Annotated in this window: 12 protein-coding genes; 10 read left to right on the top strand and 2 right to left on the bottom strand. The window is 60.1% G+C overall.

The features are described from left to right. Positions 1-3 precede the first annotated feature (3 nt). The 3 genes from der (at position 4) to ACRZ94_RS07915 (ending at position 3,269) form a co-directional block, all read left to right on the top strand. A complete protein-coding gene (der, locus tag ACRZ94_RS07925; RefSeq protein WP_480797069.1) occupies positions 4-1,467 on the top strand; it encodes a ribosome biogenesis GTPase Der in 1,464 nt (487 codons plus the stop codon). Between the two features lie 164 nt (positions 1,468-1,631). After that, the gene (locus ACRZ94_RS07920; RefSeq protein WP_480797068.1) at positions 1,632-2,618 is read left to right on the top strand and encodes a fatty acid desaturase; all 987 of its coding nucleotides are present in this window, start codon (positions 1,632-1,634) and stop codon (positions 2,616-2,618) included. 66 nt (positions 2,619-2,684) lie between these two features. Beyond that, positions 2,685-3,269, top strand: coding sequence for a helix-hairpin-helix domain-containing protein (locus tag ACRZ94_RS07915; protein WP_480797067.1), 585 nt, complete (start codon positions 2,685-2,687; stop codon positions 3,267-3,269). A 53-nt stretch (positions 3,270-3,322) separates the two neighbouring features. Here the strand turns inward: ACRZ94_RS07915 and serS are convergent, their stop codons facing one another. Together serS and ACRZ94_RS07905 are read right to left on the bottom strand one after the other, a co-directional pair. Next, entirely contained in the window at positions 3,323-4,615 is a 1,293-nt protein-coding gene (gene serS, locus ACRZ94_RS07910) for a serine--tRNA ligase (protein WP_480797066.1), read from the bottom strand. A gap of 72 nt (positions 4,616-4,687) precedes the next feature. Continuing rightward, positions 4,688-6,352 carry a mechanosensitive ion channel family protein gene (locus tag ACRZ94_RS07905; RefSeq protein WP_480797065.1) on the bottom strand — a complete coding sequence of 555 codons (1,665 nt, stop codon included), beginning with the start codon at positions 6,350-6,352 and terminating at the stop codon, positions 4,688-4,690. A 204-nt stretch (positions 6,353-6,556) separates the two neighbouring features. Here ACRZ94_RS07905 and yajC point away from each other — a divergent pair, with 204 nt between their 5' ends. The 7 genes from yajC to ccmB all read left to right on the top strand — a co-directional run bounded on the left by yajC (position 6,557) and on the right by ccmB (position 12,023). Further along, complete coding sequence (gene yajC / locus ACRZ94_RS07900; protein WP_170325331.1) at positions 6,557-6,844, top strand: preprotein translocase subunit YajC; 288 nt, start codon at positions 6,557-6,559, stop codon at positions 6,842-6,844. A gap of 33 nt (positions 6,845-6,877) precedes the next feature. After that, entirely contained in the window at positions 6,878-8,539 is a 1,662-nt protein-coding gene (secD, locus tag ACRZ94_RS07895; protein ID WP_480652034.1) for a protein translocase subunit SecD, read from the top strand. A 2-nt stretch (positions 8,540-8,541) separates the two neighbouring features. After that, positions 8,542-9,510 carry a protein translocase subunit SecF gene (gene secF, locus ACRZ94_RS07890; RefSeq protein ID WP_480652032.1) on the top strand — a complete coding sequence of 323 codons (969 nt, stop codon included), beginning with the start codon at positions 8,542-8,544 and terminating at the stop codon, positions 9,508-9,510. Further along, positions 9,491-10,249 (top strand): TSUP family transporter, encoded by a 759-nt coding sequence (locus tag ACRZ94_RS07885; RefSeq protein WP_480652030.1) that lies wholly within the window; start codon positions 9,491-9,493, stop codon positions 10,247-10,249. The genes secF and ACRZ94_RS07885 overlap by 20 nt, the downstream gene beginning before the upstream one ends. 8 nt (positions 10,250-10,257) lie before the next feature. Continuing rightward, positions 10,258-10,611: an Mth938-like domain-containing protein gene (locus tag ACRZ94_RS07880; RefSeq protein ID WP_480652028.1), complete on the top strand. Its 354-nt coding sequence runs from the start codon at positions 10,258-10,260 to the stop codon at positions 10,609-10,611. Positions 10,612-10,755: 144 nt separating this feature from the next. Next, positions 10,756-11,370, top strand: a complete 615-nt coding sequence (gene ccmA, locus ACRZ94_RS07875) for a heme ABC exporter ATP-binding protein CcmA (protein WP_480797064.1) — start codon at positions 10,756-10,758, stop codon at positions 11,368-11,370. Next, positions 11,367-12,023 (top strand): heme exporter protein CcmB, encoded by a 657-nt coding sequence (ccmB, locus tag ACRZ94_RS07870; RefSeq protein WP_480797063.1) that lies wholly within the window; start codon positions 11,367-11,369, stop codon positions 12,021-12,023. The genes ccmA and ccmB overlap by 4 nt, the downstream gene beginning before the upstream one ends. Positions 12,024-12,047: the final 24 nt, after the last annotated feature.

The raw sequence follows: 12,047 nt of genomic DNA, 5'->3' as shown, positions 1-12,047 counted from the left end.
ATCATGTCGCTGACCCTCGCCATCGTGGGGCGCCCGAATGTGGGCAAATCCACCCTGTTCAACCGCCTTGTGGGCAAACGTCTGGCGCTGGTCGACGACCAGCCCGGCGTGACGCGCGACCTGCGCGAGGGCGAAGGGCGGTTGGCCGATCTGCGGTTTACCGTTATCGATACGGCGGGTCTTGAGGACGCAACCGACGACAGCCTGCAGGGCCGCATGCGCCGTTTGACCGAACGTGCTGTGGACATGGCCGATGTGTGCCTGTTCATGATCGACGCGCGGGTGGGGGTAACCCCGACCGATGAGCTGTTTGCCGAGATTCTGCGCAAACGGTCCAAGAATGTGATTCTAGCGGCCAACAAGGCCGAAGGCAGCGCCGCCGATGCCGGTGTGCTTGAGGCGTATAATCTGGGTCTTGGCGAACCCGTGCGCCTGTCGGGTGAGCATGGCGAGGGGATGACGGACCTGTACGCGCAACTGATGCCTCTGGCGGATGCGGCGGCAGAGAAGGCCGTTGAAGAAGCCCCCGAGACGGATATTGAACTGGACGAGGATGGCGAGGGCGAAACGCCTTTGATCACCGACGCCAAGCCGTTGCAGGTGGCGGTTGTGGGTCGTCCGAATGCGGGGAAATCCACGCTGATCAACAAGATCATGGGCGAGGACCGTCTGCTGACCGGTCCCGAGGCCGGGATTACCCGCGATGCGATCAGCCTGCGGGTCGATTGGGCCGACCCTGACGGCGACAGCACACCGATGCGGATTTTTGACACCGCAGGCATGCGCAAAAAGGCCAAGGTTCAGAAAAAGCTGGAAAAGCTCTCCGTATCGGACGGCCTGCGTGCGGTGAAATTTGCCGAGGTTGTGGTGGTGCTGTTGGATGCGGCCATTCCGTTTGAGCAGCAGGACCTGCGCATCGCCGATTTGGCTGAGCGTGAAGGCCGCGCGGTCGTTGTCGCGGTGAACAAGTGGGACATCGAAGAGGACAAGCAGGAAAAGCTGCGTGATCTCAAAGAGTCCTTTGAGCGTCTGCTGCCGCAATTGCGGGGCGCACCGCTGATCACTGTTTCGGCCAAAACCGGTCGCGGGCTGGAACGTCTGCGCGCCGCGATCCTGCGCGCCCATGATGTCTGGAACCGGCGCGTGCCGACCGCTGCCCTGAACCGCTGGTTGACTGCGATGCTGGAACAGCACCCGCCGCCAGCGCCGCAAGGCCGCCGGATCAAGCTGCGCTATATGACTCAGGCCAAAACCCGTCCACCGGGATTTGTGGTCATGTGCTCGCATCCCGACAAGATGCCGGAAAGCTATAACCGTTATCTGGTCAACGGCCTGCGCGAAGATTTCGACATGCCGGGCACCCCCATTCGCCTGACATTGCGCGGGCAGGGCGACAAGAACCCCTATAAGGGGCGGCGCAAGAAAAACGCCGGCGCATTGGCCAAACATCTGAAGGGTCGCGCGTAACTGCGCCAATTTTCAGCATTTTAAGTGGAAGGGCGTGACAGCCCGGTTGCCGCAGGCTAGCATTCGCTTGTGCGCATGTGTTTTCGTGCGTGCTGCTTGAATATCCGAAAGATGCAAATAGTTTCAAATTGAAATTGACTTGGCCAAGCGTAGGGACAGGCTGAATGAATTTGCGGGAATATACACGACAATACGCGGTGCAGGACAATCGGTTGGCTGCACTCAGCTATTTTGGAACCTTCGCCGTCTATTTTGCCTCGCTTGCGCTGGCTATCGCAAATGCAGATCGGTGGTATGTGATGATCCCTGCCGGGATCGTTTTCGCCTTTTCCGCTGTGCGGCTTTATGTGCTTCAGCATGATTGCGGTCACCATTCCCTGTTTGAAACGCGTCAGCAGAATGAATGGGCCGGTCACGGGCTATCGCCTTTCACCTTTGCACCGTTTGAGGTGATGAAGCAGAACCACAACCTGCACCACGCGGGGATCGGCAATCTTGAGCATCGCGAAACCGGCGAAATCCACACCATGACCCTGCGCGAATGGAAACAGGCAGATTGGAAAACGCGCCTGTTCTACCGCCTGTATCGCAACCCTTTCATCCTGGTGCCGGTGGGGGCCTTGTTCACCTATTTCATCCGATACCGCTGGCCCAAGAACACGATGCGATTCGGAGTGTGGGGCGTTGTGTTGCACAACTTGTCGATCGTGGTGTTCCTTGGGTTGCTGTACCTGATCGCGGGTGCAACGGGCATTCTGGTCTGGTTGGTCTTTTCGCTATTGGGCGGGATGCTGGGTGTCTTCCTTGTCTATTTGCAGCATAACTTTGAGGACACCTATTGGGATCGCCGCCCGGACCTTGATCCACAGCTGGCGGCGTTGCAGGGGTCCTCGGCGCTGGATTTCGGGTGGTGGTTTGACAATGCCGTGGCCTGCATCACCTTGCATGACATCCATCACTTCAACGCCCGTATCCCGTCTTATCGGCTGCGGGCATGCCACTATAACCTGCCACCGAAATACACGCCGCGCCGGATCAAGTTCCCCGAGGCGCTGGCGGCACTGAACCTCAAGCTGTGGGATGAGGATGCCAAGCGGCTTGTCCCTTTCCCCGCAAAGGGCGGAACAGGAACGGTGGCGCAGGGGACGTAAACGGGTTGTGGATGTGTATATCCTTGGTATATACAAGGCCGTGCAGGGAGACAGAAAGGACAACGAATGACCGCAGTGACAGAAGTTAAGGGCGTAGGTGAGGCGATGGCGCAAGCGCTGAGCGCCAACGGTTTCAAGACCGCCGAAGCCATAGCCAAGGCCAGCCCCGCAGACCTGATCAAGGTCCCCCGAATTGGGGCGGCGCGGGCTCCGCTTCTGATTGCTGCTGCGAAAGAGGCGATTGCCGCCAAACCGGCTGCGGCCAAACCGGCGGCCCGAAAATCCGCCGCGGGAAAACCTGCTGCGGCTAAGACCGCAACACGCCGTGCACCGGCCCGCAAACCGGCCACACGCCGGGCTGCACCGCGCAAGACGGTCGCTGCCGCAGCCGCCGAGAAACGCGCCGAAGAGGCCGCGCGCAAGGCAGCTGAGGAAAAAGCCGCAGCGGCAGCCGCCGAAGCAAAGGCACGCAAAAAGGCAAAAGCCAAGGCTAAGGCCGAAAAAGCCGCCAAAAAGCTGCAAGAGATGGAGGCTGTCTTCTCAAAGGCCAAGGACAAGGTAAAGGCCAAGGCCAAAAAGGACAAAAAGTCTGATAAAAAATCGGACAAGAAAAAAGACAAAAAGAAGGATAAGAAAAAGGCGAAGAAGTAAGCCTCCCTCGCCTTCGAGTGTTTGAAACCGGCGGCCTTGGCGCGCCGGTTTTCTTATGCCAGCGTGCCGTCCGTTTGCAGGGTCAGCTTGCCGCCCAGGTAAGGACTAAGTACTTCGGGCAGAGTGACCGTGCCATCAGCGTTCTGGCCGTTTTCCAGCACCGCAATCAGGCAGCGCCCAACGGCCAGACCTGAGCCGTTCAGGGTGTGAACATATTCCGGCTTACCACCGCCCTCGGGCCGAAAGCGCGCATTCATGCGGCGGGCCTGAAAGTCACCACAGGTCGAGACCGAGCTGATCTCACGATAGGTGTCCTGACCGGGCAGCCAGGCTTCGATGTCATAGGTGCGGCGCGCGCCAAACCCCATGTCACCAGTGCACAGGATCACGGTGCGATAAGGCACGCCCAGTTTCTCCAAAATCCCCTCGGCGCAGCGCAGCATGCGTTTCTGTTCCGCGTCCGAATTGTCGGGATGCGTGACCGAGACCATCTCGACCTTTTCGAACTGGTGCTGACGCAGCATGCCGCGCGTGTCTTTGCCCGCGCTGCCCGCCTCGGACCGGAAGCACAGCGAATGCGCGGTATAGCGGCGGGGCAGGTAGCTTTCCTCGATAAGCGTGTCATTCACGATATTGGTCAGCGAGACCTCAGACGTTGGGATCAGCCACCAGCCTTCGCGGGTCTGATAGCTGTCTTCGCCGAATTTCGGCAGTTGGCCGGTGCCCTGCATCATCTCGGACAGAACCAGAACCGGGCCGTTGACCTCGGTCAGGTCGTTTTCGTTGATATGCGTGTCCAGCATGAACTGTGCCAGCGCGCGGTGGATGCGCGCAACGCCACCAGACAGCAGCACAAAGCGCGAGCCGGACAGCTTGGCGGCGGTTTCGAAATCCATACCGTTTTGGACGGCGTCGATCTCAAAATGCTCTTTCGGTGCAAAGTCCAGTTCACGCGGGGTGCCCCAGCGGTTGACCTCGACATTGTCGTTTTCATCGGCCCCTTCGGGCACGTCCTCGGCGGGCAGGTTGGCGATGCGGATCAGTTGATCCGTAAGCAGGGCGTCCAGATCCTTGGCCTCGGTCTGCATTTGCGCGATCTCGGCCTTTTTCTCGGCGACCAATGCGCGCAGGCGCTCGAACTCGGCCTCATCACCGCGTCCTTTTGCGGCGCCAACCTCTTTGCTGGCCTTGTTCTGCTCGGCCTGCGCGGTCTCGGCGGCCAGAATCTTGGCGCGGCGGCTTTCGTCCAGCCTCAGCAGATCTGACGACACCGGCGCGTCCCCACGGCGCGCAAGAGCGGCGTCGAAGGCGGCTGGGTTTTCGCGAATGGCGCGGATGTCGTGCATGGTTCAGATCCTTAAATGCGTGAATCACTGAACCCGCTTATGCACCATCTGATTGGCAGGGTGTAGCACCGGTTACGCTTTATCCACGCCCCCGTGTGTTTCATGCGCCAGATGACCATCCCAATCCTCGGTCGGGATTTTCGGTTCGGGCGGGTCGGCGATGTAAGACGGGGTCATGATCTGAACGCCGTTTTCGTTGAACACCGCCACGATATTGCGATGCAGGTCCGAGCGGATCTTGGGGATGATACTGCCGCGCGTGGTGTAGCCGTTGATCTGGTAATTGATCGCGTAATCGGCCAAAGCGGTCCATAAAACAAAGGGTTCCGGCTTGGCCTTGATGCCCTTGGTGCGGTCTGCGGCCTCGATCAGCATGGCCTCGATCTTCTCGGGCGGTTCTTCATAGCCGATGCCGACGGTGGTGTGCAGCAACAGCCCGCTACCATCGGTTTTCTTGGAAAAATTCACCACGTCCGAATTCATCAACTGCGCATTGGGGATCGAGATCAGCTCGTTCTTGATGGATTTCAGATGGGTCTCCATCAGCTTGATCTGCACAACGTCACCGATGTGATCCCCGATCTGAATACGGTCCCCGATCGAGGTAGAGCGGCGGTAGATCACGAACAGACCGGCCAGCATGTTCGACACGACCGAGTTCGCGCCCAGCGACAACATGGCGCCCACCAGAATGGTCAGCCCCTGAAACGCAGCCGAATCCGATCCGGGGATGTAGGGGACGGCAAAGACCAGCGCGATCAGGATGACGACCACACGGGCGATGTTGAAGGTTGGGTTGACCCAGTGTTTTTCGAAATCGCCCAGATCGAAGGACCCGGCCTCGACCGCGTCAAAGAACACGCGCATGCCCCGGATGATATACAGCGTGACCCAGGTGATCAGCCCCAGCATGATCATGTTCGGGATATAGCTGAGGATGCCCCGGAAGATGACCAGAACCGGTTCCGTCAAGTAGGTCAGAAGCAGCTGCGCGAAATAGCGCGTCTCGGCAAAGGCCAGCAGAACGAAGGACAGGTAGTAGTAGAAGCCCAGAAAGAACACCACCAACAGCACGAAATTCAGACCATAGCGGACCAAAGCGGCAATCGCCTCGGCCTGAACGCTTTTGGCGGTGGCGGTTTCCACGTCTTTCAGATGGCGGGTGACGAATTCCAGCGTTTTGCGCCTGATCCGACGGTGCAGCCACAAGATGGCAAAGATGAAGACAGCAAAGCCCAGCGTCCAGGCGCCGGCCTCGATTGCGCCGGACACGCGTGCCTGGTCGGTTCGGTTGGCGCGGTATGAGAGGATCGCGGTTTCAATCGCCCGACCATGCAGAAAACTGAGAACGTCCAGCTCCATCTGCTCAAGCTCGGCATCGGCCTCGGTGACGACAGAGACCGAGGTGCCATCCACCAGAATGCGCGTGCCCAGATCGATGTCTTCGTAGGTGACGACCACCTCTGATGCTTCCGACGCTTCAGCGACGTCAATGATCGCGGTCTGAACCGTCTCGGCGCGTTCCGAAGCGGGCAGGGCAGTTGAACCGCGCAGGAAAAACAACATGTCGCCGTCTACGATGACTGGCGCTCTAAAAACTTCCGAGTTGGCGATCTCGGGTTGCTCCAGTTCTGTCGGTGCCTCTTGCGCCGCCAACGGCAGGGATAGAAAGGCAAAGACGATACCCGCGCGCAGCAGATGCACCACAAGATGGAAGGGGTTGAAGTTTCTTGTCATTTGGCCTCCTTACCCCAGAGTACAGCCAACGCAACAGATGTTTCTAGGACATATCTGCAACGCTGGCGAACATCCTTGATGCAGTGTGGGGTCTGCCACAACATTCCGGTGCCGCCTTTGCTTGCAAACAGTCGGTGCAGAGCATAGGTTCTCGCAAAATTTGCGGAGCCCTTTCGCAAAACACCAAACCAAAAGGAATGTCCCATGGAAGGTGGCGCAATCGCCCAGTTTCTCCCGCTGATCCTGATCTTTGCGATCATGTATTTCCTGCTGATCCGTCCGCAGCAGAAGAAGATGAAGGAACATCAGGCCATGGTCGAGGCCGTGCGCCGGGGCGATCAGGTGGTCACCCAGGGGGGTCTGATCGGCAAAGTGTCGAAGGTCAAGGAAGGCGAGAACGAGATCGAGGTCGAACTGGCCGAGAACGTCAAGGTTCGTGTGGTCAAGTCGACCATCGCTCAGGTGCTGAACAAGACCGAACCGGCGAAGTAACTTCGCGCGACACTTCGTTGAAAAGGCAGGGTAATGCTGCAAATTGATACCTGGAAGCGGGTTCTGATCTGGCTGGTCTGTGTGACGGGCCTGCTGATGGCCCTGCCGAATGCGTTCTATACGCGCGTCGAGCAATCCAACGACGCCAAAGCCGCGATTGAGCTTGGCGTCGACACTCCCGAGATGCAGGCCGAAGCGGCGCAATGGCCCAACTGGCTGCCGTCTTCGCTGGTCAATCTTGGCCTCGATCTGCGCGGCGGCGCACATCTGCTGGCCGAGGTGAAGGTTCAGGACGTCTACGAATCCCGCATGGATGCCATGTGGCCCGAGATCCGCGACGCGCTGCGTGATGAGCGCGCGACCGTGGGCACGATCCGCCGTCAGGACTCGGCCCCCGATGAGATTCGCGTTCGCATCAGCCAGCCCGAGGGCATGCCCCGCGCGCTGGAGGTTGTGCGCGGTCTGGCCCGTCAGGTGCAAACCCTGACCGGGGTCGGGGCCACCGACATTGAGGCCCGCGCCGAGGGCGACACCATCGTCGTGCAACTGTCCGAGGCGGAAAAGCTGGCCTCAGACGACCGCACCGTGCGTCAGTCACTGGAAATCATCCGCCGCCGGATCGATGAGGTCGGAACGCGTGAGCCGACCATTCAACGTCAGGGTGCCGACCGTATCCTGATTCAGGTACCGGGCATCGGCAGTGCAGGTGAACTGAAAGAGATCATCGGCACCACCGCGCAGCTGACATTCAACCCCGTCGGTGGCCGCACCACGGACCCGGATACCGCGCCGGGCATCGGACAAGAGGTCGTGCCGTCAATCGATGAAGAGGGTGTGTATTACATCATCGATTCCGCGCCCGTCGTCACGGGTGAAGAGCTGGTGGACGCGCAACCCTCGTTCGATCAGAGCGGGCGTCCGGCGGTCAGCTTCCGGTTCAACACCTCTGGCGCGCGCAAATTCGGTGACTACACGCTTGAAAATATTGGCGCGCCCTTTGCCATCGTTCTGGATGATGAGGTGATCTCGGCCCCCGTGATCCAAAGTCATATCCCGGGCGGATCGGGCATCATCACCGGCAATTTCACGGTTGAGGAGAGCACCAATCTGGCTGTTCTGCTGCGCGCAGGGGCCCTGCCTGCGGGGCTGGAATTCCTCGAAGAACGCACCATCGGACCCGAGTTGGGACAGGACAGCATCGACGCGGGTAAAATCGCCACCATCGTGGCCTTTGTCGCGGTGCTCAGCTTCATGGCGCTCAGCTATGGTTTGTTCGGGGTGTTCGCCAATATCGCGCTGATCATGAACGTGGGGCTTCTGTTTGGCCTGCTCTCGCTGATCGGGGCCACGCTGACCCTGCCGGGTATTGCGGGGATCGTTCTGACGGTGGGTATGGCGGTGGACGCGAACGTGCTGATCTTTGAACGTATCCGCGAGGAACTGAAATCCGCCAGAGGGCCAGCGCGTGCGATTGAGCTGGGCTATGAAAAGGCGCTGTCGGCTATCGTCGACGCCAACGTCACCACCTTCATCACCGCCGTGATCCTGTTTGCCATGGGCAGCGGTCCGGTGCGCGGCTTTGCGATCACGCTGGGTCTGGGCATCCTGACCTCGGCCTTCACCGCGATCTTCGTCACACGCCTGATGGTTGTGATGTGGTTCGAACGCCGCCGTCCGAAAACGATCGAGGTTTGATCATGAGACTGAAACTTGTCCCCCAGAACACCTCGTTCGATTTCTTCAGCCGCTGGAAGGTCTGGCTGGGTATCTCCGGCCTGATGATGGTGATTGCCTTCACGTCCTTCATGTTGCAGGGCCTGAACTTTGGCATCGATTTCCGGGGCGGGACCACCATCCGGACCCAATCCGCGCAAGAGATCGACATCGGCGTCTACCGCGACGCCATCGCTCCGCTAGAGCTGGGCGATGTCACGATCACCGAGATTTTCGATCCCACCTTTGGCGAAGATGAAAACGTCGCCATGATCCGCATTCAGGCGCAGGCCGATGCCGAGGCAGTCGAAGCCGCGACCATTACCGCAGTCGAAGCCGCCTTGCAGGGCGTGGTGCCGGACATTCAATTCGTGTCCGTGGAATCTGTAGGCCCCAAAGTGTCAGGGGAGTTGATTCAGACAGCGGTCATCGCCGTGGCCTTGGCTATCGGTGCGGTGCTTGTCTATATCTGGCTGCGGTTCGAATGGCAGTTTGCGCTGGGGGCGGTTGCGGCCCTTGTGCATGACGTGATTCTGACCATCGGCATCTTCTCGGAACTGCAAATCCGCTTCGATCTGGCCATCATCGCGGCCTTGCTGACTATCGTGGGCTATTCGCTGAACGACACGGTGGTTGTCTTCGACCGGGTGCGCGAGAACCTGCGGAAGTACAAAAAGAAGGACCTGAAAGAGGTTCTGAACATCTCGATCAATGAAACCCTCAGCCGGACGGTTATGACCTCGGTCACCACGCTGCTGGCGCTGATCTCGCTCTATGTTCTGGGCGGGGATGTGATCCGCGGCTTCGTCTTCGCGATGATCTGGGGCGTGATCGTGGGGACCTATTCGTCGGTCTTTGTGGCCTCGACCATCCTGTTGTGGCTTGGGGTCAAGCGCGACTGGTCCAAGCCGTCGAACACGTCGGGCAATCAGTTTGCCAATATCGACGCCTGAGTTATTCGGCCAGTCCCCCACGGGGCTGGCCGTTATCCTTTTCGCGGCCTTTCTTGGCGGAGTGGTGCGCGGCTTCTCGGGCTTTGGTACCGCGCTGATATTTCTGCCCATCGCGACACCCTATCTCGGGCCCTTCGGTGCGTTGATCGGCCTGACCATCATGGACATATTCGGCCCGCTGCCGAACCTGCGCAGAGCTTGGCGTGCCGTGGACAGGGGGGACCTGACCCGGCTGGCCATCGGATGCGGGGTCATGCTGCCGGTCGGGCTATGGCTGCTGACAATGGTGCAGCCCGAAGTGTTCCGTTACGCGGTCAGCCTATTGGCGATCTTCATGCTGGCCGTGCTGATCCTTGGTCTGCGCTATCACGGCCATGTCGGTCGCGCGATGGTTGCGGGTATCGGGGCGGCGGCCGGGTTTCTGGGTGGTGTCGCGGGCCTGCCGGGACCGGCGGTGATCCTGTTCTATATGTCGCGGCCTCTGCCGGTCGAAACGATCCGCGCCACGATCCTGCTGTTCCTGTTCGTATTCGATTTCCTTCTTCTTGGTTACCTAACGGGTATGGGCCGAGTTACCTGGCCCGCAGTTGCGCTGGGTTTGGCGCTTGCACTTCCGAATCTGTTGGGCAACTGGATCGGCGGCTGGCTGTTCCGGCCCGAGTACGAGCGGCTCTATCGCGGCGCAGCCTATCTGGCGATTGCGGTTGCGGCCTTGTCGGGCCTGCCCCTTTGGGGCTAGAAAACCCCATGCGCCTGAATGAAATCTCATACAACAACTCCGCCCCGGTCGACGGCTATGGCCCCGGCTTTTTCCGCATTGGTGGGCAGGTCTATCACGGACCCGTCCTGACCGGCCCCGCCGGAACATCGGATTGGGGCGGATATGCTGACACCGCCCCTTTGCTGGCTCTGTCGGATGCGGTGGATGTCCTGTTTATCGGCACCGGTGAGGCAATTGGGCATATCCCCGCCGACCTGCGCACCGCGCTCGAAGGGGCAGGGCTGGGGGTGGAAATCATGAACTCCCCGGCCGCCTGTCGTACCTATAACGTGTTGCTTTCCGAAGGCCGCCGCGTCGCGCTTGCCCTGATCCCTGTCTAAAGGATCCTCTTCATCTGTCCAAAAATATCCCGGGGAGCGCGAGGGGCTGGCCCCTCGCTCCCTCACTATCCACGTGAACAACACCAAACACCCTGCGGCAAATCTCGCCTTTTGCCCCTGACAGCAATCAGATAAGCGGGTCCCATGACTTTGACTGTGACCGATCTGGCCATCACCCGGGGTAGCGTTCCCGTCCTTGAGGGCCTGAGCTTTACGCTGCATCCGGGCAAGGCACTGATCCTGCGCGGGCCCAACGGGATTGGCAAAACCACCTTGCTGCGGACTTTGGCCGGGCTTCAGCCGCCCATGACCGGGCAGATCGAAGGGGCCGAGGATCAGATCGCCTATGCCTCTCATTCCGACGGGTTGAAGCCCACGCTTACGGTGGTTGAAAACCTGAGCTTCTGGGCCTCGGTCTTTGGCACACAGGGCATTCAACCCGCGCTGGACGCTTTTGCCCTGAATGATCTGGCCGACCGCCATGCGGGCAACCTGTCGGCAGGGCAGAAACGGCGGCTGGGGCTGGCGCGGATGCTGGTGACGGGGCGACCGATCTGGATGCTGGACGAACCCACCGTTTCGCTGGACAAAAACGCCGTGCAGATGTTTGCCGACGCGGTGCGCGCCCATCTGGGGCAGGGCGGGTCAGCCCTGATCGCCACCCATATTGACCTTGGTCTGGATGGCGAGGTGCTGGACGTGGGGCCCAACAAGGCCAAACCCAAACCTATCGAAGATTTCGACGGAGGCTTCCTGTGATCGCCCTTTTGATGCGGGACCTGAAACTGGCCCTCCGCGCAGGCGGGGGCTTTGGCCTTGGGCTGGCGTTCTTTCTGATCGTCACCGTGCTGGTGCCCTTTTCCGTGGGGCCGCAATCCTCACTGCTGTCGACCATTGCACCGGGTATCCTGTGGCTGGGCGCGCTGCTGGCCTGCCTATTGTCGCTGGACCGCCTGCTGGCGCTGGATTGGGAGGATGGCTCGCTGGACTTGTTAGCCACCGCGCCTTTGCCGTTGGAGGCTGTGGTCTCGGTCAAGGCGCTGGCCCATTGGCTGACCACCGGCCTACCTCTGGTTCTGGCCGCGCCGTTCCTTGGCGTGCTGCTGAACCTGCCGGTGCCGGGGTTTTTCTGGCTGGTGATCTCGCTGCTGATCGGCACCCCGGCGATGAGCGTCATCGGCACATTCGGTGCCGCCCTGACCGTCGGCTTGAAACGCGGCGGCTTGCTGCTATCGCTGCTGGTCCTACCGCTTTATGTCCCCACGCTGATCTTCGGTGCCGAAGTGGCCCGCCGTGGCGCCACGGGGATGGAGACTCAGACCCCGCTGCTCATGCTGGCTGGGATCACTACTGCGACAATTGCATTACTGCCTTTTGCCAGCGCCGCCGTTTTACGCATCAACCTTCGGTGACGTGCTCAGACTTTGACCAAGGTC

The organism is Ruegeria sp. CH10, from assembly GCF_056537125.1.
The sequence above is the reverse complement of the archived record's forward strand: the minus strand, read 5'-3'. Positions and strand labels throughout refer to the sequence as shown.